The 24,074-nt window shown below is 57.7% G+C and carries 19 protein-coding genes, 1 tRNA gene and 2 pseudogenes; 11 read left to right on the top strand and 11 right to left on the bottom strand.

The annotated features are described in order from the left end of the window. Window positions 1-44 precede the first annotated feature (44 nt). Both CCHOA_RS11205 and CCHOA_RS07430 read right to left on the bottom strand, forming a co-directional pair. A pseudogene (locus tag CCHOA_RS11205) lies at window positions 45-215 on the bottom strand (ImmA/IrrE family metallo-endopeptidase); the annotation flags it as partial. A gap of 118 nt (window positions 216-333) precedes the next feature. Further along, window positions 334-750, bottom strand: a complete 417-nt coding sequence (locus tag CCHOA_RS07430) for a hypothetical protein (RefSeq protein WP_123928926.1) — start codon at window positions 748-750, stop codon at window positions 334-336. A 413-nt stretch (window positions 751-1,163) separates the two neighbouring features. On the opposite strand from CCHOA_RS07430, the gene CCHOA_RS07420 reads away from it, so the two are divergent. Both CCHOA_RS07420 and CCHOA_RS07415 read left to right on the top strand, forming a co-directional pair. Further along, complete coding sequence (locus tag CCHOA_RS07420) at window positions 1,164-1,391, top strand: hypothetical protein (protein WP_123928924.1); 228 nt, start codon at window positions 1,164-1,166, stop codon at window positions 1,389-1,391. Between the two features lie 725 nt (window positions 1,392-2,116). Continuing rightward, window positions 2,117-2,335 carry a hypothetical protein gene (locus tag CCHOA_RS07415; protein ID WP_123928921.1) on the top strand — a complete coding sequence of 73 codons (219 nt, stop codon included), beginning with the start codon at window positions 2,117-2,119 and terminating at the stop codon, window positions 2,333-2,335. 341 nt (window positions 2,336-2,676) lie between these two features. On the opposite strand, the gene fepB is transcribed toward CCHOA_RS07415, so the two are convergent. The 4 genes from fepB to CCHOA_RS07395 all read right to left on the bottom strand — a co-directional run bounded on the left by fepB (window position 2,677) and on the right by CCHOA_RS07395 (window position 6,789). Then, entirely contained in the window at window positions 2,677-3,735 is a 1,059-nt protein-coding gene (gene fepB, locus CCHOA_RS07410) for a Fe2+-enterobactin ABC transporter substrate-binding protein (RefSeq protein ID WP_123928918.1), read from the bottom strand. Between the two features lie 137 nt (window positions 3,736-3,872). After that, entirely contained in the window at window positions 3,873-4,664 is a 792-nt protein-coding gene (locus CCHOA_RS07405) for an ABC transporter ATP-binding protein (RefSeq protein ID WP_123928915.1), read from the bottom strand. Further along, window positions 4,661-5,746, bottom strand: coding sequence for a FecCD family ABC transporter permease (locus tag CCHOA_RS07400; RefSeq protein ID WP_123928912.1), 1,086 nt, complete (start codon window positions 5,744-5,746; stop codon window positions 4,661-4,663). Before CCHOA_RS07400 ends, CCHOA_RS07405 begins: the two co-directional genes overlap by 4 nt. Next, window positions 5,743-6,789: a FecCD family ABC transporter permease gene (locus CCHOA_RS07395; protein WP_245992280.1), complete on the bottom strand. Its 1,047-nt coding sequence runs from the start codon at window positions 6,787-6,789 to the stop codon at window positions 5,743-5,745. Before CCHOA_RS07395 ends, CCHOA_RS07400 begins: the two co-directional genes overlap by 4 nt. 95 nt (window positions 6,790-6,884) lie before the next feature. Here CCHOA_RS07395 and CCHOA_RS07390 point away from each other — a divergent pair, with 95 nt between their 5' ends. The 5 genes and pseudogenes from CCHOA_RS07390 to CCHOA_RS07370 all read left to right on the top strand — a co-directional run bounded on the left by CCHOA_RS07390 (window position 6,885) and on the right by CCHOA_RS07370 (window position 13,382). Then, window positions 6,885-7,883, top strand: a complete 999-nt coding sequence (locus CCHOA_RS07390; RefSeq protein WP_123928906.1) for an alpha/beta hydrolase — start codon at window positions 6,885-6,887, stop codon at window positions 7,881-7,883. A gap of 626 nt (window positions 7,884-8,509) precedes the next feature. Beyond that, entirely contained in the window at window positions 8,510-9,961 is a 1,452-nt protein-coding gene (locus CCHOA_RS07385) for a dicarboxylate/amino acid:cation symporter (RefSeq protein WP_123928903.1), read from the top strand. A 325-nt stretch (window positions 9,962-10,286) separates the two neighbouring features. Continuing rightward, window positions 10,287-11,012 (top strand): annotated as a pseudogene (locus tag CCHOA_RS07380) (trimeric intracellular cation channel family protein); the annotation flags it as partial. A gap of 337 nt (window positions 11,013-11,349) precedes the next feature. Continuing rightward, window positions 11,350-12,198, top strand: a complete 849-nt coding sequence (locus CCHOA_RS07375; protein ID WP_377739935.1) for a serine hydrolase domain-containing protein — start codon at window positions 11,350-11,352, stop codon at window positions 12,196-12,198. 812 nt (window positions 12,199-13,010) lie between these two features. Continuing rightward, on the top strand, window positions 13,011-13,382 hold the full coding sequence (locus CCHOA_RS07370; RefSeq protein WP_123928897.1) for a hypothetical protein: 372 nt from the start codon (window positions 13,011-13,013) through the stop codon (window positions 13,380-13,382). Window positions 13,383-13,474: 92 nt separating this feature from the next. Here CCHOA_RS07370 and CCHOA_RS07365 read toward each other — a convergent pair whose 3' ends face one another. Further along, complete coding sequence (locus CCHOA_RS07365) at window positions 13,475-13,801, bottom strand: acyl carrier protein (RefSeq protein WP_123928894.1); 327 nt, start codon at window positions 13,799-13,801, stop codon at window positions 13,475-13,477. A gap of 262 nt (window positions 13,802-14,063) precedes the next feature. Between CCHOA_RS07365 and CCHOA_RS07360 the strand changes: the two genes are divergently transcribed. Further along, on the top strand, window positions 14,064-15,167 hold the full coding sequence (locus CCHOA_RS07360; RefSeq protein WP_123928891.1) for an alpha/beta fold hydrolase: 1,104 nt from the start codon (window positions 14,064-14,066) through the stop codon (window positions 15,165-15,167). Window positions 15,168-16,214: 1,047 nt separating this feature from the next. On the opposite strand, the gene aceE is transcribed toward CCHOA_RS07360, so the two are convergent. Then, on the bottom strand, window positions 16,215-18,953 hold the full coding sequence (gene aceE / locus CCHOA_RS07355) for a pyruvate dehydrogenase (acetyl-transferring), homodimeric type (protein WP_123928888.1): 2,739 nt from the start codon (window positions 18,951-18,953) through the stop codon (window positions 16,215-16,217). A gap of 840 nt (window positions 18,954-19,793) precedes the next feature. Here aceE and CCHOA_RS07350 point away from each other — a divergent pair. The 3 genes from CCHOA_RS07350 to CCHOA_RS07340 all read left to right on the top strand — a co-directional run bounded on the left by CCHOA_RS07350 (window position 19,794) and on the right by CCHOA_RS07340 (window position 21,687). After that, window positions 19,794-20,222 (top strand): DUF3052 domain-containing protein, encoded by a 429-nt coding sequence (locus CCHOA_RS07350; protein WP_245992107.1) that lies wholly within the window; start codon window positions 19,794-19,796, stop codon window positions 20,220-20,222. A gap of 203 nt (window positions 20,223-20,425) precedes the next feature. After that, a tRNA-Val gene (locus CCHOA_RS07345) sits at window positions 20,426-20,498 on the top strand. A 229-nt stretch (window positions 20,499-20,727) separates the two neighbouring features. Beyond that, the gene (locus tag CCHOA_RS07340) at window positions 20,728-21,687 is read left to right on the top strand and encodes a CobD/CbiB family cobalamin biosynthesis protein (RefSeq protein WP_245992106.1); all 960 of its coding nucleotides are present in this window, start codon (window positions 20,728-20,730) and stop codon (window positions 21,685-21,687) included. Here the strand turns inward: CCHOA_RS07340 and CCHOA_RS07335 are convergent. The 3 genes from CCHOA_RS07335 to CCHOA_RS07325 all read right to left on the bottom strand — a co-directional run bounded on the left by CCHOA_RS07335 (window position 21,684) and on the right by CCHOA_RS07325 (window position 23,992). Next, window positions 21,684-22,703 carry an SURF1 family cytochrome oxidase biogenesis protein gene (locus tag CCHOA_RS07335; RefSeq protein WP_123928885.1) on the bottom strand — a complete coding sequence of 340 codons (1,020 nt, stop codon included), beginning with the start codon at window positions 22,701-22,703 and terminating at the stop codon, window positions 21,684-21,686. The two genes, CCHOA_RS07340 and CCHOA_RS07335, sit on opposite strands and share 4 nt — an antisense overlap. Window positions 22,704-22,791: 88 nt before the next feature. After that, a complete protein-coding gene (locus CCHOA_RS07330; protein WP_281273263.1) occupies window positions 22,792-23,310 on the bottom strand; it encodes a low molecular weight protein-tyrosine-phosphatase in 519 nt (172 codons plus the stop codon). Beyond that, window positions 23,294-23,992 (bottom strand): HAD hydrolase-like protein, encoded by a 699-nt coding sequence (locus CCHOA_RS07325; protein ID WP_123928879.1) that lies wholly within the window; start codon window positions 23,990-23,992, stop codon window positions 23,294-23,296. Before CCHOA_RS07325 ends, CCHOA_RS07330 begins: the two co-directional genes overlap by 17 nt. Window positions 23,993-24,074 lie beyond the last annotated feature (82 nt).

The following is a 24,074-nucleotide window of genomic DNA, read 5'->3' as shown; positions in this document are numbered from 1 at the left end:
GGGTCGATTAAAATGCGGGCGGCTGCTTGGTCAGCCGCTCGTTCTTGCCGGGCGTGGAAATGCCTCTTTTCCACTGGTTTGTCGCCGCGTATCGCGTGGGCGAGTTCGTGTGCGAGAGTGCAGCGGTGCGCCCTGCGTGGAAGCCCCTGCCTGATGCTGATCTGCTGCTGGTGGTGGAGGTAATAGCCTTTGCTGCCGCCGGTGTGCTCGGTGATGGTGACGCCGAGGGCTTCCAGTTCTTCAATGGAGATGGTCTGTGGCTCCTCTCATTTCGGGTGTGCTCGCATGTATTGTGCCAGCCGCTGCCGTCCGGGGTCGGCTGAGTGTTCGAATTTACGGGGAATCGAAGTCCATCCCGTCCTCAGGCTCGTCGGGGGACGAGTCCGCGACGGCGCGCAGGTACGGGGGAGTCGCCGCGCCCTCTAGCGCGTCAAGCTCTTCCGCATGCTTAGCCGGGACGATTCTGCGGGCTAGCTCAAGAATGAGCTGCGCGTCACTTGCTGTAGCGACGAGCTCGCCGTCGGAATCGAAGTAGTCGAGTATGTGCTGGTGGGTGATGTATCTGAAATCCACTAGGCACTCGAGGGGGTTGAGGTCGTAGTGGACGCACAGCGTGATTATGTCATCTGAGCTGGTCTGGTCATTTAGTCTGCGGCCTGCTGTTTTCCGGGTAACGCCCAGTACCTCTGCGAGATCACTGTAAGTGACGGGGTGCCGGGTTTGCTCGCTGATCCAGCTTTTTATGTCCATGTCATAAGTGTACCACTGTGGGACATTTTTAGCCCAACTGGGAGTGCTTGACAAGACAAAATGGAAAAGCACTACCCAATAATGGGGCAGTTGGGGTGCTTTGTATCCCACTGTAGGTAATAATTGACTCATAAGGAACAGGGAAAGGTTACAGGATAAGTGCTTTTTTACTCTCGCTCGATGAGATAGACCGAATCCGGCGCTTGCACCAAATCTCAAGCGCCACCGGATTCGAGGCAAAACCAACCTCAACTGAAATACTTGGAGCCGAGCCTTGACTACACGGCGGCCAACGCCGGAAGTGCTCAACGAGCTCGCAAAACTCGGCGCTCGTCCCAACAAAATACTCATCGCGGAACAAGACGCATTCGACGCGCTCACCTCCTAACAGCCCCGCCGCATAGGAGTCCCCCTTGAAACCCCTCGCCGGAATCGTCCTCTACATCAACATCAAATCCGGCCAAATCCTTGCCAGCCAAGCCCCCGATGCCGAAGCCTCGATCCGGACAGTGTTCGCCGCAAATCTTGCAGCCGGAACCACCTTCGCCGCCGACAAACACGCCTCGGGCGGCTCACCCCGCTCGAGTATGAAACAATCAATCACTAGGCAGCCCAAAAAGCTGCATAGAACTGTCACCTAAACGTGCAGCAGACCCATATCTTCATCATGATATTTGCAAGGCAAAGGGGCTTGCAGAAGTTGGCGTGGTTTCCGGCTTTTTGGAGAGATTCAGTGGCGCATATCCAAGAGGCGGGCTTTATGGTTCAGTGTGGTCTGCTCCTTTGACGCTGGGATGCCACGGGTAGATTTCAACCTTGCTGCGAAACCTGGTGCTGTCCACCCAGTTACCCGCGATATTAACGACTATGTTTCGATTATGGGAGCATGTTGGGGATCTGCGATAGACGGTTATGTCTTACCGCATTCTGATGTCATTGAAACGATGGCGTCTGCAGCTTTGCAGAGTATACACTTGGCTCAACTGAACAAAATCGCACGTAATTCATATCGGAAAGTAGGATGTTAAGATTCTCGAAAATCGGCGATACCTTTGTTCGGATAGTTGCCTTCACGGCTGACCATACTGCGCCGGTAATTCTTACCTCGAAACCTCAGTTTGTTTCGATGCACAAGTTTTTCACTACCGGATGGTTATCTGCAGCATTGGAGCTAGCTTGTGATGTGCACCGTCCACCCTTTCTTGCATCCAGTCAGATAAGTAAGTTTTGGAATTGCGGCGAATCGGATCCATGCTGCCCCGTGCTCGGTGGGTACAGCGTTCATGATGACGACGACGGTGACGTCACAGTCGCCAAAGTGGTGTGTTGAGATGTGACGGTATGAACTGAGCAAGGTGCTGGGTTGATGGATGCCGCTTCCCATATGCGCGCAATTGTCGACCAGCAGCAATTCCTTGCCTCGGTGAATGCTGAAACCAAAAAATATCAGTGGGGTGAGGCTGCCGCTCTAGTAGGTGAATCGCTTGGTGGATCGTTTGTGGTGCTGGAGTCCTTTGTCCTTAAGTCTGGATTATCTTCCGATGCAGCGCTGTCGAGCATTTTTTCGCTCGCCAAAACCAAATAGGTGCGTGAAAAGCAACATTGTTGTTCGCGTGGAATGGGCGCGGAACATGTGTGGTGTGTGCTGAGGCGGTGGTCAACGGCCTGTCAATTACGACGAGCCGAATTGGGTTAGATTATCTGTGGCAGATGCCGTCCAGTTGTTGATCGGTGACGAGGATGCCTTGCCTTGCCATGCTGCATGGTGGTCCCGGCAGATGGGTGACGGGTGTTCGTCCTGTTAGACGTGAGGTCACCGGTAGCGGCAGTACAACACCCCGGACTTTGTGGTGTGGTACACCTTGTCCGGGGTGGTGCGGAATGAAGCAATGATTGTGTGTTGCTGCAGCCGGCGTTGCTTGCCCGTTAGGCGGTAAAGAGCGCCTCGATTTGATCGAGCAGCGCCATGGCGCTGTAGTAGTCGATTCGGAAGGCTGTTGGGGCAAGGTCGATGACGGTGTTATTGCGCACAGCTGGGGTGCCTGCAAGCTGGGGGTCGCTGGTGAGTACTGCCGCTGCTTCGCGGCCATCAGCAGAGAGGGCAAACACTGTGTTACCGGTCAGGGCGAGGGCGGCATTCTCGGCGGCTACGGGCTTGACGTCGTTGCGGTTGGCATGATTGCCGGCAGTCGACACCAGATTGGGGTCAGGTTCGACCACTGTAAATCCGAGTGCGGTAAAGATTTGGCCCTGTGCTGAGGCGTCGGTAAAGAAATTTAATACGCCCGGCTCCTTGGTGAGGGAGACAATGTTTACTGGCTGTTCAGGCAGGGTGATTGCAGCTTTCACCGCCTCTAGGCGGGCGTGATATCGATCGATAGCGGCTGCTGCTTCCTGCTCGTGGCCAGTGATTTCCCCGAGTTGGCGGGCGGTATCAATCCAGCTTTGCTTGGAGTAGTCGACGACGATGGTTGGTACGACATCCGCGAGTTGACCATAGAGCTCGGCTGCCGAATCTTGACCGCTGGCGCTGATGAGCACGAGATCGGGTTCGGCGGCAAGAATTGCTTCCACATTGGGTTCCCGCAGATATGCTGCGCTGAGTCCGCGTTCGTGGGCGACGTTGGCCCACTGGGTGAAGAACCCATCTGCGTCCGCCAGCGGCGGTTTGTTGTTTACTGTGCCGGTGGCCACCACGGGTGCATCCATGGCGAGCAGTTCCCCTGTTAACGTCACTGAGGTGCTAACAATGCGGGTTGGCTTCTCGGTTATCGTTACTTCGGTGGGCTGGCCTTGGCCGTTGGTGGTAGTAATGGTGCGCGGCCAAGCAGCGGTGGCGGTGGCACTGCTGGTGGTGTTCGTGGTGTGTGTGCTGCTGGTGGTCGCAGACGCGGTGTCGGTGGGCTGCTTCTCGGCGGTGCAGGCGGTGACGCTCAACGCGGCAGCGCACAGCAGGGCGGTGATGCGAAGTGTTACAGGGCGCATGGGTTTGAAAAGCACAACCTTTCTTTGCGTGGCTAGTGAGCATTGTGCTGCCGTGGTTGCTGGGACGGGCAACACAGTTGTGCGACTGTGGGCATGTCACATTCCCAACGACAGTTTTTAAGTAAGCCTTACCTATTTTAGTGGATGGTGCGGAGTGGCACAACGAGCGGTCCGTCGCCGCCGGGATCGGGCAAGATCGCAGCACTGACTGCAAAGGCGGTTTCGATCACCGCTGGGGTGAGGATGGTTGCTGGATCGCCTGCTGCGATGAGTTGCCCGTGCTGATCCAGCACGATGAGGTGGTCAGAGAATCGGGCGGCGAGGGTGAGATCGTGCAGCACCATAACCACGGTGTTGTCATGCTGGGTGCGCAGTTGCCGTACGAGTGTCAACACATCGATGGCATGGGCAATGTCAAGATAGGTGGTTGGCTCGTCAAGCAGCAGGGTAGGGGTGTGCTGGGCGAGCGCCATGGCTAGCCACACCCGCTGCCGCTGCCCGCCGGAGAGTGCATTCAGCGGTGCGTCGCGGAGCGATTCGAGCCCTACCTCGTCGAGCGCTTGGGTTACCATTTGTTCATCTTCTGCTGACCAGGGCTGCCACACGCTGCGATGCGGATATCGGCCGCGGGCAACAAGCTGGCCGACCAAGGTGCCCGGTGGGGCGATCGGCGATTGGGGAAGCAGCGCAATCTGTTGTGCCCGCTGCCGGGGGCGTAGCGTGCGAAGATCTGTTCCCAGGTATGTAATCGTGCCGGTGGTCGGGGTGAGTGCCTGGCACAGCGAAGCAAGCAGCGTGGATTTGCCGCAGCCATTCGGGCCGATAATGGTGGTGATCTTCCCGCGCGGAATGCGCACGTTGAAGTCTTCCACGATGGGCTGTGCGTCATAGCACAGGGTGACATCGGTCAGTGTAAATATATCGTTCATGAGGTGCTCCGTCGGTGCAGTTGCGCCAGGGTGATGAGCAGGATTGGGGCACCAGCGAAGGTGGTGAGAATCCCGGCTGGAAGTGTTCCACCCACCAGGACACCAGAGGTGACATCGGCTCCTAGCACCATGACGGCGCCACATTGGGCAGACAGCAGCACTGGTGGTAGTCCATCGCCGCCAAGTTTGCGGGCAATATGAGGGGCGGCGAAAGCGACAAACCCGACCGGTCCTGCCACAGCTACTGCGGCCGCGGTGAGCATGATCGCAAGCCCTAACATGAGCCGCTGCAGGTGGGAAACCGGTGCCCCTAGCGGATGCGCCAGCGTGGGGCCAAGCTGCAGAATCGGTAAATGAAATGCAAGCCACGGGCTCAGGAACAACACGGCAATACAGCAGGTCAGGGGCAGCGGAACTGTGGCCAGTGACGTTGCGGCAAGCGAACCTGCCAACCAGCGATGGGCGGCTGCTGCTTGATCCAGATCGGTGGCGGCAATAAGCCAAGTAGTGGCGGCCTGCAGCATGACGCTCACCCCCACGCCGACCAGTACCACAGCCGTCGGCTGACCGCGTTTCGGTGCAGCGAGAACCCACACCACCACCCCAGTTGTGAGCCCACCAACGAGTGCCGCTGCGGATACGCCCACCTGGGTAGCTGTCCCCATTGCCGGGGTGAGTAAGGCGGGCAGCCCGGTAAGGGCAGCCACTGCAGCGAGCGCAGCACCTTGCGTAATACCCAACACATCGGGACTAGCTAGCGGATTTCTGGCAACCGACTGGGTGAGTGCGCCGGCGGCACCAAGGCAAGCCCCCACGCACCACGCTGACAATGCTCGCCCCAGGCGCAAGTCGAGCACGATTTTGCGCTCCACGGGACTGCCGTCGCCGAACACAATCCGCACACAATCGGCGACGGTGACTGGGAAATCACCGGTGATCACTGCGGTGACCAGTAAAATTACGCCCACCGCAAATACGATGACACCCCACCGCCCCCGCCGGGATAATGCCAGGTTGCGGTTTCGACTGCCTGTGCTTCGGATGGTGCTGGTTGCTGTGTTATGAAGTATGCGGATGCTCATTGGGTGAGCTCCTTGGAAGTTGTGCGCACCAGCGCAATAAACAGTGGTGCCCCGAGTACGGCCAATACGGTACCCATGGGTAACTCTGCCGGTGCCAGCACGAAGCGAGCAAGCATGTCAGCAATCAGAGCGGCAACCGCGCCAATCATCATCGAATAGGGTACTACCTGTGGATAGCTTGCCCCGTAGAGCAGGCGGGCAACGTGTGGTGCGGCAAGACCCACAAAGGGTACTGCCCCGGCACCGGCAACCGCCGCCCCACCAAGGAGCGCTACGATCAGTAATCCGCTGAGCCGCACGGTTGTCACACGCGCACCCAACGCTTGCGCTTGCGCGTCCCCTAATCCGATAACATCCAGGCTGCGCATATGCACCAAGGCGGCAAACAGGCCGATGATGGCCGGTACGGCAAGCACCGCCACATCCTGCATCGACGCTCCAGTTACCGACCCGGTCGCCCAGGTGCGAAACGCGTCCAACGCTTGTGGGTGGATCAGGATCAGTCCATGCACGACAGCCATCAACAATGCAGAGATTGCCGTGCCAGCTAGCAGTAAGGTCAGCGGGAGATGACGAAACCCGCCGGCAAAGGCCACTAGAAAAACCACGCTGCTTACCACCAACGCCCCGCCGATGGCGGCGAGAGTCAACACCACCGGTGATGCCCCAGGCAGCAGCAAAGCGCTGAGCACCACTGCGACCGCCGCGCCTGCATGAATGCCAACCAGTGAGGGATCTGCTAGCGGATTGCGGGTATGTCCTTGCAAAATAGCGCCCGCCACCCCTAAGCAGGCGCCCGCCAGTGGGGCAAGCAAGGTGCGCGGAATGCGCAGCCCGCCAATGAGGATCGCTAACTCGGCCTGCGCGGACTGCTCGCGGAGCAGTGGATGATGCAGCGGGTGCAAAGCAAAATCCCACGCGCTGGGCAGCACCTGAACAACTGGCAAGAAGGCGGTTTCGCGGGCACCCACCCCCACACTCAGCCCCATGAGCATCACCAACCCGAGGAACCACCAGAGCAGTGATCTGTAGTAGCGCAACATATGCAACACGGACACTCAAGTTAGGTTAGCATAAGACAAAAAGATTTCGGGGTGGGTCGTGTGTCAGCCTGCCGGGAAAGGAGTTGCGCAAGCGTATGGGAACCGCCAAGATCACAATCACCTTGGAAACAACGCTCACCGACCCGACAATCGAGGCAGTGCATTATTGTGCATTGCCGGTGCATGATCGCAGTGCGCCCGCGCTGCCCACGATGCACCAGGTACGTCCCGGGCACTTTCAGGCCAGCTGTTCCTATCCAGTCGATGCCTACGGCTCAATCCTTGCTGCGCCTGTGCGGGAACCATTGGCGGATGATCCGCGAATCAGGTGGCAACAGCTGCAAGCGGCAGCAGTGCCGCTTCGGGTAACCCCGGCAATTGCGCAACCCATGCCTGGTCGACTCGCAGGACCCGCAGCGCCACCACGGCTGGGGTGGACAGCAAACGGCGGCGCCTGGCAGGAACGCGTCGTGGGCTCCACGCGGGTGTACTACACCGCACCTGCGCATCCGCACCTGGTCGTGCTGCTCTGCGATGGGCAACTCTGGAAGGCCACAGCACTGCCTGCCGCGTTGACAACCCTTGCCGCACGGGGGTATTTGCCAAGCGTGCAAGTCATTGCGGTGGATACCAGCCATAACCGTGCACAAAACCTTGCCGAGGATGATCACTACCTTGCATATCTTGTGCATGAGCTGCTCCCTGCAATGACCCAGCTGGCCGACAAGCCAGTCATCGTGGCGGGGCAGAGCCTCGGTGGGCTTGCTGCCTTGCGCATGCTTGCCCAGCATCGCGACACCATCACTGGCGCAATTGCCAACTCTCCGAGTTTATGGTGGCCTGACCGGGATGGTTCGCCGCAACTTCCGCACCTGCTGGGGCAGCTTGACTATCGGGGAGCTGTGATCCATTTCAGCGCCGGGCTGGCGGAACGTAACCTGTGTAGCTTAGTCGCGCAAGCACAACGCTCCTGTCAGCAAGCTGGGGCAGTTGTCACCGCAGAATTTACGAACACCGCCCATGAAATCGCCGCTTGGGAAGGGGCACTTACCCGTGGTTTGCTGCGTATCACCAAAACAATGGCAAGGCGGTAACAGCTGGCGCGACCATGCATCGCTGCGGTGTGGGGCAATCCTGTGTCACCGGCAACTTTCGCGATTGAGGCACCGTGCCCGAAGCAATAGGGATGCGGACTTACGCAGCAAGACGTGCTTTACTGCTTGCGACCCATTTCAGTGCTGCGGTCTGACTGGGAACTATTCCGGGAAAACAGCGCCGGCAGTCGTGCCAATGAGACCATGTGGAGATTCCCTAGTGCATGGGGATGGTGGGGATAAGGGAATATCTGCGTCGTCGGCCGGGTTAGATATGGTGAACCGAGCGGTTCAAGTTGCCTGAACAGATCTGTCTAGTATAGGCTTTGCGTGTTCCACCACCTGGTGTGACGCCGATCAAGCCAAGACTTGCAGCAGCAAGGCTTCACGGCGGCGACATACGTTGCATTGAAGTCTGTATCTTTCGTTATTGTCCTGGTATTTTCCTGCTGCAAACAGGCGCACCCATGTGGCCTTTTTCTTGTCGGTCGAGGTGTCGTCCAGGCGGTGGGATCATACTATGCGCCGCAACGCTTTCGTTGCAGATCCTTGACAGATGTTTCTCATGGCACCTGTGCTGCTCGGGGAGGGCGCACGAATTAGGTGACAGAAGAAAAGAGTCAGTAATGACACAGACGAAAGCACACGTTCCCCAAGCTTCGCGGAACAATCCCTTTACCGGTTTCGGCGCGCAGGTAATCTACGGGCTGATTATCGGCGTTGTATTAGGGCTCGTTGGTGCCCGCATGGGTGAAGGCAACTGGCTGGTGACGATCCTGTCGCAGATCGGCAGCACCTATGTCACCTTGCTGAAATTACTTATTCCGCCGCTGGTCGTCACCGCAGTGGTGACCTCGATTGTGCAGTTGCGTCAAGTCCAAGGTGCCGCCCGTCTCGCGGGAAATACCTTGATTTGGTTTGCGATTACCGCAACCGCCTCAGTTCTTGTCGGGATTAGCGTCGGACTGCTCGTCGATCCCGGTGCCAATAGCAGCGTCGATCCTAATACGGCCAAAGACGTCGGATATGTTGGCTCCTGGGCAGCGTTTTTACAGTCGCTGCTGCCGACCAATATTTTAGGGCTGGAAGTCTCGGCAAAACTGAGCGACGGGGCAGTGTCCGCTGCGCCGAACTTCAACGTCCTACAGCTGCTCGTACTGTCCATCGCCTTCGGTATTGCCGCAATGAAAGTCGGCAAAAAGGCAGAGCCATTTATTGCACTCAACGAATCAATCTTGGCTGTGGTGCAAAAGGTGCTGTGGTGGATTATCCGCCTTGCCCCAATTGGGACTGCCGGCCTCCTCGGCAAAGCGGTGGCAACTTACGGGTTTGACGCGCTCGGCTCACTCGGCAAGTTCGTCTTCGCCATCTACATCGGCTTGGCGATCGTACTGCTCGTTATCTACCCCATTGTGCTCAAGGTCAACGGACTGCCTGTCGTGCACTTCTACAAAAAGATCTGGCCGGTGACCTCCCTCGGGTTTGTCTCCCGCTCGTCAATGGGCACCATGCCGGTGACGGTGCGGGCAGTAGAAAAAGGACTCGGCGTCCCCCGCGCCTATGCCTCATTTGCAGTGCCACTGGGTGCAACCACAAAAATGGACGGCTGTGCCGCAATTTATCCAGCAATCGCTGCGATCTTCGTTTCCTCCTTCTACGGGATTCCACTGGAGTTCACCGACTATCTGCTGATCGTATTCGTCTCGGTGATTGGTTCAGCTGCCACTGCCGGTACGACTGGGGCGACAGTAATGCTGACACTCACCCTGTCGACGCTGGGTCTGCCACTAGACGGTGTTGGTCTGCTCCTGGCAGTCGAGCCAATTGTCGATATGGGTCGTACCGCCGTCAACGTCACCGGTCAGGCACTGGTGCCGCTCATTGTTGCCAAGCGTCACGGAATCGCTGATCTTGCGACGCTGGCCAGTGAGAACACCGTCTACGCCCCGGAAGATGACGCCGCAGACTCCGCCGACACCACTGACTTGCCAGCTGCAAATAAAGCAACTGGCACAACGCAAACACCTGTCGGCAAAACCCGCCGCGAAGAAACCGAATTCGAAGAATCCTGGGCATAATCGGCAAGAGCGCACTCTCACGGTTGCACCCGCACCAACTGCCAATTCCGTACTGAATTCCCGGTTCTTGGAAGCTGAGTACCGACCCTCACGCCACCGCTGCTGCACAGACCGAAGCAGCGGTGGCGTTGGTGATTGTTGGTGTCGTTGCAGTCACCCGACATGTTCGTCTGCGCTGTTTGGCGACAAGTCGCCGACACACACAGATGTGCTCCAGGATGATCAGCAGCAACTGTGCAAAGTGCGCAGGAGGGAAGGGGCAACAGCCAGTGGAATCCGGGAAAACAGTGAACATGCTCACACTGATTGTGTGACAATAGCTGGCATGCACGATGTGGATCCCTCAATTTTGGCGTTGTATCGCGTCCTTGACCTCATCGGAGTCGTCCTCAATGGGGCGATCGGTGGCACCATCGCCCGACAACGCAATTTTGACATTATCGGCTTTGCCTTTTTGGCGATTTTCTCCGCGCTTGCTGGCGGTATGCTGCGTGACACCCTCATGCAGCGGGGCACTGCTGCAGCGATCGCGCAACCCTCCTATATGGGGTTTGCAATCGCCGGTGCACTAGTTGCCCTAGTGATTCATCTGCAAGGGCGGGCGTGGGAGCTGTTTCGAGTACATGGCGATGCGATCATTTTGGGTGTGTGGGCGACCACCGGCTCAATCAAAGCGTTGAGCTATAACATGCCCGCCGCCTCAGCAATTTTCATGGGTGTACTCACCGCAGTCGGCGGTGGCATGATCCGCGACATCGCCATTGGCACCACCCCGGCGGTCTTTGGGGGAAACACGCTATATGCCACGCCAGCTATTGCCGCCGCATCCACCATGGTCGCCTTCCACCAAGTTGATCTTGATGCAGCAGGCATGATTTGCGGAACAGTGGTGGGGGCTGGTTTTGCGATCATCGCCTACTGGCGCGGCTGGGTGCTGCCCGTACACAGTGATTTTGCACCCGTGAATATGACTGCAAGCCAGCTCAAACGACTCCTCCGGCAGGCAGAAAGTGCTGGCCGCCGAGACGGGATGAAACAAGGCCGCCGCATTGGTCGGCGCAAAGGACTGCGCCGTGCCAGAAAAGAAGGCGAGCGCGCCGGGGTCACAGCCGAACGAGATCGCTGGATTGAAGCGTTAGACGAGGGGCATCTACCCGCCGGTGAACACCTTGATATCACCGTGCGCCCTAACGATGAACAGTCTGCAACCAAGGATCAACGACAAACCACAGATCAGCATCCCCACAGATGATGACAGCGGGACAGTTGCGAAGCGACACCACCCGTGAATCCGGTGGAACCGCTAGGAGCTTCTACGCTTTGAGCAATGAGATCTACTCCGGCGCGGAAACCCGCTGAGATGGTCGTAGCCGACTATCGTGTCGGCTGTGAAGACGTTTGATTCCGCAACTGTTCGCACACTACTGGCCGACACCGTCGGTGAGTATCCCGTCGATCATGCTGCTGCCGCAGTAGTAAGCCCAGAGATGACAGCCACCTTTGGGGACGACTCGCGGGTGTATGAGCTGGCCTCAGTGACCAAACTGGTGGTTGCTTGGGCGACGATGATGGCAGTGGAAGAAGGATTCTTCGCACTAGATGACGCGATTGGCGAAGAAGGTGCCACGCTGCGCCAGCTGCTAGCCCATGCCGGTGGAGTGGGTTTTGCGACAAGAACTATGGAAAAACCAGCAGGTACTCGCCGCATCTATTCCTCAGCGGGTTATGAGATGATCGCCGAAGCGATCGAGCGGGAAGCTGGGATGCCGTTTGCGGAATACCTCCACGAGACCGTCTTTGCACCACTGGGTATGAATACTGCGGAATTGCACGGATCAGCCGGACATGGCATGCGTGCCAGCTTGGCGGACATGGTGGCATTTGCCGGTGAGGTACTTACCCCCACGCTGTTAGATCCGATAACCGTTGCAACCATGATGACGGTGCAATTGCCCGACTTAGAAGGGGTTGTTCCCGGCTTTGGGATGCAGCGACCCTGCCCGTGGGGACTAGGGTTTGAAATCCACGGCTACAAAGAGCCGCATTGGCTTCCCGCCACGATGCCGCCGCATGTGGCAGGACACTTTGGCCAGGCAGGTACCTATTTTTGGATTGATCCAGCAATGTCGGTTGCGATGGTTATGCTTACCGATCGAGCATTTGGAGACTGGGCGAAACCACTGTGGGCGCCCACGAACGAACGCATCTATACGCACCTTAGCCGCAGGACGAACTAGGGGTTGACCACCGCCCAGACAACAGTGAAGCTCCCCTTGAGGCTTCGGGGGATAAAGTGCTGCTTGAAGGTTGCTGCTGTGATTCCCCATACCGGAAACTGGGGATATCCATGAAGTAACACTTCGCCGCTGCAATTCAAACTGCAGCAACGAGCGGTTACGAATGGTCGAATAACACAAACCAGCAGCAGTGCAGTGCGACCGGGCTTGCCTTCACAGCAACTCGTGCACCTGCCCTGCCGCCCCTGTTGTCGATACCACTCAACAACTGTTCTATAGCCTCTGAGCTTGGCTGAACAGCGATGTGCTCACTTGGGTTGTTGGCCGCGCGGAGTCGTTACCCGTCGCCGGGTCACCCAAACGAGGGTTGAGCACATTGCTCATAAGCGAGCTGTTCTGTTGACGTGGATTATCTGCACCACAAGCGTCCTGGCGTTGGAAAAAGCGTGTGCTTGCCTGCCGCGTTGTCGTATTGCCTGCTTGAACCGATACGACACGGCACGAGGCAGCCGCAGCTTGTCCACCCAGCTCGTGGTGTGCTTTGGCCGCGATGCAGCGCATCGCGCGCAGCGCTCATCGACAACAGTGGGCACTGCCGTTACCACGGTTTGTGCTGTATCGATTGACCAGCGCATTGTTCGCACCACTGAGGTGGTGCGACGAGGACTAGCGTTGGCGAACTTGGACGAGGTCGTAGGGGAAGACGTGCCTCGCTGCCCACCCATGTTTACTGTGGCGCTTTCAGGCCACTGACATGCGGGTTGCGGCTGTCTGCTGAACACATGCTTGTCACACCATCACAAGGATTTCCCGTGTCTGTTTCTTCCCTTGCTCGTTCCACTGCATTCTCACCCGCAACGGTGACGACTGTTGCGGCTGATCCCTTCGTACAATGCACGCTGGTGGTGCGCAATATGCCTAAGTCTTGCCGTCGCATAGTGGAACATGCAATGACGGTGTGCTTGCCAACCGCCCCGCCGGTAGCGACCTTGGAGAAGGTGAATATCCACGATTGTCTCACCGACAGCAGCGATGCATTCGTCACCAGGTGGCGACGGGAACCCAGTGGACATTACTGCTGTGATCAGCGCATTGAAGCGCGTTCCAGTGAGCTGCACCAGTTTGCCGCGGTAGCAAGCAGGCTTGCTGGCCAGTACGGCTTCACGCTGCACGTGGTTATCTAGCGACTGCTGCTGCACGTCTATTCCGGTTGCATTACTGCGTTTCGCTGCATAGGCAAGTAGCGATGCGCCGGTGCGTAGTGCTGCTTCGCCGGTTAGGATTCCTGATTCGCTTGTTTGGCGGCAATGAGCTGTTCCAACTCGCCGATCGTGGTGGTGGCCTGGAAATCGCCGTCGTGGACAATAATGCCGAATTGCTCTTCTAATTCGACTGCTAACTGCACGAGCGCAATCGAATCCACCCCAAGGCTGGCAAACGTTGCTGTCTCTGTGACATCCTGCGGGTCAACACCGGCGCTTTTTACCAGCAGCGCTGTGAGCTGTCCGGTCACGGTGGTGGGGTCGATCGGATCTTGCTCGGGTTGCTTGAGGAATCCTTGTAACGCGCTGGCATCAATGGTGGCCACAACCAGTCCCTTCATCCGAGAGTTTCATCGTCAGTAGTGCACCAACCAACCTACACCACCGGGTGTGATTCCCACTGTTGCTGGAGGTGTCCTGTCAAGATGGTTGTTTTTCGCGGCAGAGTCCACGTTGTGATTGCGTGCCGTGGGGAAACCTGCGGCGGGTTGAAGGAGAGGCTCGATGCACAGTGCAGCCGGCAACGCCTGTTAAGGTATGGGGGCAATTTGTTGTTGTTTCACCCACGTGCATATCCGTGACAGATAGGTGGTTTTTGGCGTCATGATTCTGCATCCCACGCGGATATTGCACACGCTGCGGCGTGTCACCCTGCGACTGTCACCACCCGGGCGGCGCCATCTTGCCAAGGTGCAAGATCGCATTGATGATGAGCACACCAGGCCTGGGCTGACCGACCTTGACGAAGAATATTTTTTAGACGGCCCAGCAGGGGCAATTAAGGTCTATCGCACCGGTCCAACCGATGCCCGCTACACCGTGGTCTTTATTCACGGTTTCACCCTTGCTGCTGACGCATATTTTGCGCAAGTCGACTTTATTCGCGAACAATTCCCGGAAGTTGCCTGTCTGCTTTTAGATCTGCGGGGACACGGCGATACCGCTGAGCGCGGAGTCGATCCGGACACCCTCACCATTGATGGCACTGCCGATGATGTTATCGCTGTCATCGAACATGCAGCCAAACAGGGCGATCTGCTGCTGGTTGGGCACTCGATGGGGGGAATGACCGCGTTTAGTGTGCTGCGCCGCGCCCCCCAACAGATTGCCAAGCGCATAGTAGGCCTGGTGGCAATCGATACCGCGGTCAATCCCATGGCAGCTGCCGGTACCCCACAGCTGCTGGCAACCCAGGTGGGCAAACGCTTTATCGAAGCGGTAGTCGAAGATCCCGATCATGCCGATGAATTGCGGCACACGTTGCGGGGGCTGCTCGCCCCAGCACTCGCGGCAACGGTGTTCCATCGGGAAGCAGTAGCCTATGATCTGGTGGAATTTCATGCCTCAATGATTGACCGAACGCCCACCCCAACCTTTGTCGGGTTCTATCCTGATCTGCGTGATCATGACGAGCGTGACGTTGCGACCGCCTTAGCTGACCTGCCCGGCGCAATTGTCGTCGGGGAGCAGGACGATGTCACTCCGGTCAGTCAGGCAAAACAAATCCACAAACTGTGGCCAAAAGCCAGCTTTGTCACAGTAGACACCTGCGGCCATATGGCGGTATTGGAAGCCCCCGCTGAGGTGAATACGGCGATTGCCGACGTGCTTGAAGAAACCTCGTCGTATCGGCGCAAATTTCCAACTCGTAAACGTGCCGAAGCCGACAAACAAGGGGAGCGGGAAGCGAAAGCCGACCACGGGTAAACCCCCTATCGATGAACACCCACGAACCATCGCTGGTGATATTTACGATAAACCCGCTCCCCAGGGGTGGTAGGAGTCCTGTTTCGGCGTAGCCGGCCCGTTGTGGTACCCGGATCATCACCGGGCTATAGGCGCCAATCTAATGAGCGCTGAGTTACCCCGAATTATCGTCCGCCTGGTGTGGATCATCTGTTCCCGGCAAGGGAAGGTGCTCGAGGGACTGAGGCGGCGGAAAATCATGGATCAGCATTGTCGCTGTGCCCAGTGCACCACGTGGCCAAATGCTCACCCGCCGTGGATACGCCTTACAGGGTCGTGATATTTGCACGCTCCAGGGAATGGTTCACTCCTTGAACCCGCGTTGGCTCCTGAAAGTTTGGAGATGGTGTGCCATATCTGACGTGTCCTCCAGCAGCGCCTTGCCCGCAAGCACAGGCACAACCGTATTCAGGTGCGGATGCTTGGCCATTTCGGTTCCCGGGGAACTGGGTCACGCTCGCAAATCTGCCGTTGGTATTTGGAACGGTTGCTCGAAGTGCAACCTCTGCAGCTAGTTGGCGACACCGTTCCCGGGCAGCATCGCTGTAAGGAGTGTCGCAACAGCCTGTGATACGAGTCAGCAACCGGTGGTTCATTGCCGGATTCACGTTGGCTTGCTTGTTTTAGGTTTCGCAAGGTCGAAGGTGCGAGGTTATTTGATTGGTGTTGTTTCCCTTTGCTGCACGGTTCGCTATGGCATGGTTGCTCGTTACGCGCGTGGGAAAGGGCGCCGCGAACATCACCGTATCGACTATGGCGGAAAAACCGATAGCGCGGAACGGTTGGAGCGCTACAAATTAGAAAACAGCTCAAAAATGGCGAGGGCGCGTTGGCCATGATGCACGTGTGCCAACGCGGGTCATACTCGATCGGCAGCAAAAACGCCCCCACCTGGGGAATGCACCGTGTTGTGGTGTATCCCCGGTGGGGGCGGTGGCCCGCTTTGCACTCCGTCACGTCGGTGGCGAGTACACACGGCCTGCTTGTTGAGCTACGGTTCGTTTCGCGTTACGCCTTGGTTGGATCGTCCAAGTTGTACTTCCGTGCAGCTTCAGCAGCAACCTTCATGTCGAATTCGCCGGCACGGGCAAGACCCATGAGCACAGCCACAACAACCGACTCGGCGTCAATGTTGAAGTAGCGGCGGGCAGCAGGCCGGGTGTCAGAGAACCCGAATCCGTCGGCACCGAGGCAAGTGTAATCGCCAGGTACCCACTTGCGGATCATCTCTGGAAGGTCGGTGGCAAAGTCCGACACTGCTACGAATGGGCCTGCCGCATCAGCAAGCTGCTTGGTGACAAATGGGGCAGCGACATCCTGTTCCGGATGCTGCAGCTGTTCCTTATCTCGGGCAGCGCCATCGCGGGCAAGTTCAATCCAAGAGGTGACCGAGTAAATATTGGCGGCGACATTGTACTCGTCGGCAAGGATTTCTTTCGCCTTGAGTGCTGCCTGCATACCGATGCCAGAGGCGAGGATCGAAGCCTCATGGTGCGCCTTGCCAGCCTTCTCATAGAGATAAATACCCTTGTGAAGGCCTTCAACATCCAAGTTTTCTGGTTCAGCAGGCTGCGGGGTTGGCTCGTTGTAGACGGTGAGATAGTAGATGATATCTTCGCCCTGTTCGGAGCCGTACATCCGGTCGATACCGCGATGCACCAGGTGCGCAACCTCGTAGGAGAACGCCGGATCATAGGTGATAACAGCCGGATTGGTGGCCGCCAACAGTGGCGAATGACCATCCATGTGCTGCAGACCTTCACCAGTCAACGTGGTGCGGCCGGCAGTGGCGCCAAGCAGGAAGCCGCGAGCCATCTGGTCGGCGGCAGCCCAAATCGAGTCGCCGGTGCGCTGGAAACCGAACATCGAATAGAAGATGTACAGCGGAATCATCGGTTCACCATGGGTGGCGTAGGAGGTGCCGGCGGCGATGAATTCTGCCAGTGAACCAGCCTCATTGATGCCTTCGTGCATAATGTGGCCGTCGGTTGCCTCCCGATACGACAGCATCAGGTCGTGATCAACCGGGGTGTAGTTCTGCCCGTGCGGGTTGTAGATCTTCAACGTCGGGAACCAGGAGTCCATCCCGAAGGTACGTGCCTCATCGGGGATGATCGGCACAAAACGCTTCTTCAGTTCCTTTTCCCGCATGAGTTCTTTAAAGGTACGCACCAGCGCCATGGTGGTGGCAACTTCTTGCTTCCCGGAACCCTTGCGAATAATCCGCAAGCTGTCGATATCTGGTACCGGAACCGGGGTGTAGGTGGTGCGTCGCTCCGGAAGGAACCCGCCGAGCTCCTTGCGCCGCTGCAGCATGTACTTGATTTCTGGGGCGTCAGGGCCTGGGTTGTAGTACGGCGGCTTGTAGGGATCCTTCTCCAAGACCTCATCCGAGATCGGAATACCCTGCTTGTCGCGGAACTGCTTGAGATCGTCCAGAGTGAGCTTTTTCATCTGGTGGGTGGCGTTACGACCCTCGAAGTTATGGCCAAGACCATAACCCTTAATGGTGTGCGCCAAGATGACGGTTGGGCGATCCTTGGTTTCCATTGCTCGCTTATAGGCGGCATAGATCTTCCGATAGTCGTGGCCGCCGCGGCGCAGCTGCCAGATTTCCTCATCGGTGTAATCGGCGACAAGTTTTGCGGTTTCCTCGGTGCGGTTGAAGAAATGCTCCCGCACATAGGCGCCGTCATTGGCCTTAAAGGTTTGGAAATCACCGTCCGGGGTGATGTTCATCAGCTCAACAAGTTCACCGGTCTTATCAGCTTCGAAGAGCGCATCCCATTCGCGACCCCACACAATCTTGATGACTGACCAGCCGGCACCACGGAAGAATGATTCCAGTTCCTGGATAATTTTCGTGTTGCCGCGCACCGGGCCGTCAAGTCGCTGCAGGTTACAGTTGATGACGAAGGTCAGGTTGTCGAGATTGTTCAACGCCGCCATTTGGATGAGACCACGCGATTCTGGCTCGTCCATCTCGCCGTCGCCGAGGAACGCCCACACATGCTGATCCGAGGTGTCTTTGATGCCGCGATTATGCAGGTAGCGGTTAAATCGTGCCTGATAGATTGCATCCATAGGGCCAAGTCCCATGGACACGGTGGGGAACTCCCAGAAATCAGGCATACAACGCGGGTGCGGATAGGACGGCATGCCGCCCTGTTCGCGGGAAACTTCCTGTCGGAACCCGTCGAGATCATCTTCGGTGAGACGTCCCTCCAGATATGCGCGGGCATACATGCCAGGGGAGGCGTGTCCTTGGAAGAAGATCTGGTCGCCGCCACCAGGGTGATCCTTGCCGCGGAAGAAATGGTTGAACCCCACTTCGTACAGCGGTGCTGCGCCAGCATAGGTGGAAATGTGCCCACCGACCCCGATCCCTGGACGCTGTGCACGGTGCACCATGATTGCTGCGTTCCAGCGGATCCAGCGACGGTACCGCTTTTCGATTTCCTCATCACCAGGGAATTCGGGCTCCATAGTGGTGGGGATGGTGTTGACGTAGTCCGTAGAGGTCAACGGCGGGAGTGGGACACGTTTCGCGGTTGCCCGCTCTAGCAGGCGCAACATAATAAACCGCGCCCGGTCTGGGTCGGCGTGTGCCAACATCCCGTCAAAGCTTTCCAGCCATTCCCGGGTTTCTTCCGGGTCGGTGTCGTTCAGATAGGACGCCACACCGTCACGAATCAGCGCGAAATTGCTGTCGTCGACGCTGCGCTTGCCTTCCGTGTCCTGAGCCATAGAACCAATGTCTCCTCTAGTTTGAATGAAAACGTCAGGCAACGGAGATCCGATATCCACAATGTCTGCCGGGAAGCAGTCCAGCACTTTCGTCGGTGTGCGCTACGAGCACGCCGACGCAAACAGTGATCACATGCGGCAACTGCGGCGGAACACTGCAAAAACGGTCGTTTTCGGGGTGGTGTTCTCAGCTGCGGGGAGCGTTGCCGGGTTGGTGGATCACGGCGTTGTGACGTCACTGAATATTGAGTTTGTAGAAAAAATTGTGTGGCAGTGTGCTTTTCATCAGCCACGCGTTTTCTGCCGAGCAGGTGTAACGCTGATAGCAGCATGAGCAGTTACGCTGCAATGGCTTGCTGTCCTCGTGGCCGCGCACTGTGTCCCCTCCCACAATAGAGGGCAATCGTAGCTGCCGTCATGTTGGGTATCGACTTCCGCTGGTCACATGGTTTGTACGGGTGTGGAAATAGTCGAGTTTGGGTGAAAAATTTTTTGTATTTTGCCCCGAAACAGGGCGAAAATGTGCGCCTTGAGGGAAAGCAGTTGCGAGTTGCGGTTCGGCTGGCGGCTACTGCGGGGGCATCAGGCGGGGGCAGTAGAGCGGGTGTGTTCGACTACGGATATTGGTGTCTGTTGGTGCGTTGTGCAGGGCACAGTTTGTTTGCTACGGCGGGGAAGTTGGTACGCTCTTTGCAAGATAGTCACTTGCAGTTGCTGCACTTGCGGTTGGCCGGCGTGAATCGTTGGAATATTTGCCGGTCATAGAAAGTGATGACAGCTGCGAATTTCGACACAACAGGACGCGATATGCAGTGTCGTTGTCAGGAAGGAAACAAGAGCGTGGTGCACACCGGCGAATCCGGCGCCCAGGATAAAGACTTTGCTGCTCTGCTCGGAGCTGAGCAGGGACAAATCGTGAAAGAGTTCGGCTGGGATGAGGATGCCGACTCGACGATTAGCGAAGCCCTCGAAGATGCGATTGGTGCTGCCTTTGTCGATGAAGACAGCGACGAATTGTGTGACATGGTGTTGCTGTGGTGGCGGGACGACGATGGGGATCTCTGTGACGCGCTCGTCGATTGTCTCGGCGATTTGGATGATGATGGACGCATCTGGCTGCTCACTCCGGCTGTTGGTTCGCCGGGCACGGTTGATCCTGGTGTGATCAACGAGTCGGCGCAGCTAGCCGGTTTGGTGCAGACCTCTGCAGAGCGGCTCGGGCAGTGGCAAGGTTCTTGTCTGGTCTCGCGGGGTGCGCGGAAAAGCTAGCCGCCTGCTGGGGCATGCGTTATCTCCATCGATCAGCCTTTAAGACAGTGACTGCTCCCTCCCTGAGTAGTGTTCCTGTTTTAGTGCTGTAAGCAGGGGAATTGTGTTTTCTTCAGCTGATGTATTAATGTTTGTCCACGTGCAAACGACAACGTTGTTTGCAGGCTGCTGAACGTGCTGAAGGCATGTTGCAGTGGTCGTATGCGCCTTTAGCTCAGCTGGAAGAGCAGCTGGTTTACACCCAGCAGGTCGGCGGTTCGAACCCGTCAGGGCGCACGTTGAGAAAAGAAAACCACTGTTCGCAAGTAGTCGAACAGTGGTTTTCGTCATTTCGGCAATCGATGGTTGCGGCAAGATTGGGGGTTAAGGGACAAAATGGGGTTAAGGGGTTAAGGGACAAAATGTGTGTCTGGGGGTGGGGGTGGCTGTAAGGCTGCTGGGGCGTTACAGGCTGCTGTGATGATTTGTTCTTGGCCGGTTGTGGGGTGGAATACAATAGGCTGTTGTGAAGGGCAGGAAGTGGCTACAGCGGGCGGCAGGAATCAGTGCGGGGGTGATTGCCGATTCTTGGTTTGGCGATCCTCAGCGGGGGCATCCAGTGGCGTTGCTTGGACGGGGTATTAGTGCCGCGGAGAGGGTGCTCTACGCAGACCGGGTTGATGCGGGTGTAGCGCTTGTCGCAGTGTCTGTGATTCCGCCCACGCTGGTGTGCTGGAAGATTGCGCAACGTTTCCCCGTTGTTTCGCTGGCAGCAGTGACTTGGGCGTCGTTGGGGGGTACGACGTTGGCGAAGGTGGGAGAAGCGTTAGCCACCGCACTGTCTGCGGGTGATGTCGAGCAAGCCCGAACCTGGATTCCTTGGTTGTGTTCCCGGGATCCGGCAGCGTTAGATGCGTCTGGTATGGCTCGGGCAGGGGTGGAATCGTTAGCAGAAAACACCTGTGATGCAGCCATTGCGCCGCTGGTTGCTGCTGTAGTTGGCGGTGCGCCGCTGGTGGTTGCCCACCGGGTGATCAACACGTTGGATGCAATGGTGGGCTACCGCAATGCACGCTATGAACGCTTTGGAAAGGCGGCGGCAAAGCTTGATGATCTGGCCGCCTTCGTGCCGGCGCGGATTAACGCTGCCACCCATGTGTTGCTGGCTTCAGTGGCCGACCCTGCCCGCGGCCGGGAAGCGATCCGGGCATGGAAAGAGGACGCTCCGGCGCATCCTTCACCGAACGCCGGCCCGGTTGAGGCAACAGCCGCAGCCGCTCTTGGTGTCAGCCTAGGCGGCACGACCACCTACGCGTGGGGAACCGAACAGCGACCCCAGATGGGTCGTGGTGATGCGGTAACAGTGGCTACGTTGCCTGCAGCAGTACAGTTAACCCGGCGTACTTCGCTGACGGTGGCGACAGTTGCTGTGATAGGGCTGCTAGCTGTGGCGCTGTGTCAGGAACTCACGTCGAGCGATGATTAAAATCGTTCGTCGTCTTCATCTCGCCATAAATCAGTCGCGTGTGCAGCATCAACGGTGTAGGTGGCGCGGCGCGGCCGGGTGGCGGGGTGCTGCGGCCTATCGTGCCCACCGGAATCGGTGCGGTGCTGTTTGGAATTTTTTGACGTGGGTGTCTGATCAGCTGCCGGCGCCGTGTGAGCCGTTTCAGGGCTAGACGGTGCCGGGGTGGGTGCTGCCAGATCATTGTTGCTATCGGCAAGCGCGGCGCGTTCAGCTTGTTCGCGGCGGCGTTCCCGCATCTCGGCGGCGATGAAATAGATCAATCCGAGGGGAGCCAAAATACCGAAGGCAATCCACTGAATGCCATAGGACAAATAGGGACCCGACTCGAGGCGCGGTAGCGGGATTGGATGAAGTACCCCAGGCTGGTCAGCAGCCAGCTGCACATACATGTCTGCAAGGTCCGCGTTGAGGATTTCGCCGATCTGCTGCGGGTTGATAGTCAGCGGCTGCGGCACCCCGTCAACCAACGCGACGGGTTTGTCGCTAGCTTCTTCCGCCACTCGGGCAAACCCGACCAGAGTAACTTCGCCCTCCGGCGCGGGAGTGATCGGTGGGGTGCGTTGTGCCTGATCGGCTGCCACGAATCCCCGGTTTATTAACAGTGTTTCGCCACTGTCAGTGTGGAACACCGTCAACGCCTGCAGGGACGGGGTGTCGTTGATCAGCTGCATTCGCAACAGTGCTTCCGCGCTGGGCTGATACTTGCCGTGCAGGGTGACTTTTGTCCAATCAGCTGTCGGCGGGAGCGATCCGTCGGCGGCGGTTACTGTCGCTAACGCAACAGGATCTTGTGCCACCGCAGTGGTGATACGTTCATTGCGCTGCGAACGTACCTCGTTCTTGCCTAATTGCCAGGGGGCAAGCACCGTAAACGCCACCCACATAAATCCCATCACCAGAGCGATGGTGATGAGCCATCCGGGGGAGAAAAACGAGCGCAAACCAGCTGAGGACGAAGATTGGGGGCGAGCCATGGAGAGGTTTCCAGCACTTTCTGTGTGGGCTGCAAGTGTCGATCACCGGCAGCACAGCAGCATGATGTTGCGAACAAACGAGGAACGGTTACCGTCCGGATGCGTCAGCAATCCAAGAACGTGCCCAGTCCACCAGACCAGGCATTGCCGCCTCCAGCTGCTGGCGAACCTGCTGAAAATCGTCGGCTGTCCCATAGTAGGGATCATCCACATCGGCTTGCGGTGGGCTAGCTGGATCAAATGACCTGGCCAGCCGGATGCGTTCCTGTGGAATACCTCGTGCCCGCAGTTGGCGAACATGCCCCGCGTCAAGTGCCACCAGCAGGTCTGCGTCGGCAAGTGTGTCGTTGAGCTGTTGTGCCCGGTGTGCACTGCCGTCATAACCGGCCTGGGTAAGCTCGGCGAGCGCCCGTTCATCGGCCTGCTGGCCAACATGCCAACCGCCAATCCCACACGATGCCACCGCAACCTGGCTGTCTAACCCGGCCTGTTCGAGGAAATCCCGATAAATCACTTCCCCCATGGGGGAGCGGCAAATATTACCAGTACAAACAAACACCACCTGCAGTAGCGCATCGGCGGTCGATGGGTTATTCGAGGTTTCCAATGATCTGCTCCAACTCGGAAGGATTCGCGGCGGTATAGCGCGCCTGCGCCCACTCGTCTGCATTACCGTAACCCCACGTCACCGCCGCAGTGTCAATCCCGAACTCGGCAGCGCCGGCAATATCGTGTTCCCGGTCGCCGATCATTAACAACGGCATCGGTGCACGAACCTGTGCTTGAGGCGCACCAGGTGCAGCAGCGGATTGCGGAATCACCTCTAGTGTAGAACCAAGTTGGTCAAGCACATAGCTGATAACCGCAGCTTTACTCCGCCGGGCACCGTTTTCTTCAGCGGCACCAACAATGGTGAAAAGCTCAAGCATCTCAAAGCGTTCCAACGATTCTCGCGCAAACCGTTCCCCTTTACTGGTGGCTGTGACCAGCAGGTGCCCTTGAGCTTTAAGGTGGCGCAACAAATCAAGCATTCCAGGATACGGTGTCGCGTTATGCACCCCAACCTTGCCGTAATGGTGCAAATAGGCGTCCAGTCCGGCCGCGACCTGCTGCTCGGAAAGCCCGAGACGGCGCAACGTGTGCTCCATTGGCGGGCCGGCGATGCCGGCTAGGAAATCCTCATCCGGTGTCGGGCCGCCAACATCAGCTAACGCCGCCAACAGCGACTGGCGGATACCTGGGAACGAATCAATTAACGTGCCGTCAACATCAAATAACAACAAAGCCACACTGCCCACTTTGCCACATTCGGCCGTGCCACACCCATCGAAAGCCACCGCGCAGCCAGGATTCCCCGCCACTGGCTTGCCG

This window comes from Corynebacterium choanae (assembly GCF_003813965.1).
GTDB classification, from domain to species: domain Bacteria; phylum Actinomycetota; class Actinomycetes; order Mycobacteriales; family Mycobacteriaceae; genus Corynebacterium; species Corynebacterium choanae.
The sequence above is the reverse complement of the archived record's forward strand: the minus strand, read 5'-3'. Positions and strand labels throughout refer to the sequence as shown.

Coding starts and splice junctions, on each gene's coding strand:
- CCHOA_RS07385 (WP_123928903.1), top strand. CDS start 8,510: ATGACACAGACGAAAGCACACGTTCCCCAAGCTTCGCGGAACAATCCC.
- CCHOA_RS07405 (WP_123928915.1), bottom strand. CDS start 4,664: ATGAACGATATATTTACACTGACCGATGTCACCCTGTGCTATGACGCA.
- CCHOA_RS07360 (WP_123928891.1), top strand. CDS start 14,064: ATGATTCTGCATCCCACGCGGATATTGCACACGCTGCGGCGTGTCACC.
- CCHOA_RS07400 (WP_123928912.1), bottom strand. CDS start 5,746: ATGAGCATCCGCATACTTCATAACACAGCAACCAGCACCATCCGAAGC.
- CCHOA_RS07335 (WP_123928885.1), bottom strand. CDS start 22,703: ATGGCTCGCCCCCAATCTTCGTCCTCAGCTGGTTTGCGCTCGTTTTTC.
- fepB (WP_123928918.1), bottom strand. CDS start 3,735: ATGCGCCCTGTAACACTTCGCATCACCGCCCTGCTGTGCGCTGCCGCG.
- CCHOA_RS07415 (WP_123928921.1), top strand. CDS start 2,117: ATGGATGCCGCTTCCCATATGCGCGCAATTGTCGACCAGCAGCAATTC.
- CCHOA_RS07365 (WP_123928894.1), bottom strand. CDS start 13,801: ATGAAGGGACTGGTTGTGGCCACCATTGATGCCAGCGCGTTACAAGGA.
- CCHOA_RS07395 (WP_245992280.1), bottom strand. CDS start 6,789: ATGTTGCGCTACTACAGATCACTGCTCTGGTGGTTCCTCGGGTTGGTG.
- CCHOA_RS07390 (WP_123928906.1), top strand. CDS start 6,885: ATGGGAACCGCCAAGATCACAATCACCTTGGAAACAACGCTCACCGAC.
- aceE (WP_123928888.1), bottom strand. CDS start 18,953: ATGGCTCAGGACACGGAAGGCAAGCGCAGCGTCGACGACAGCAATTTC.
- CCHOA_RS07430 (WP_123928926.1), bottom strand. CDS start 750: ATGGACATAAAAAGCTGGATCAGCGAGCAAACCCGGCACCCCGTCACT.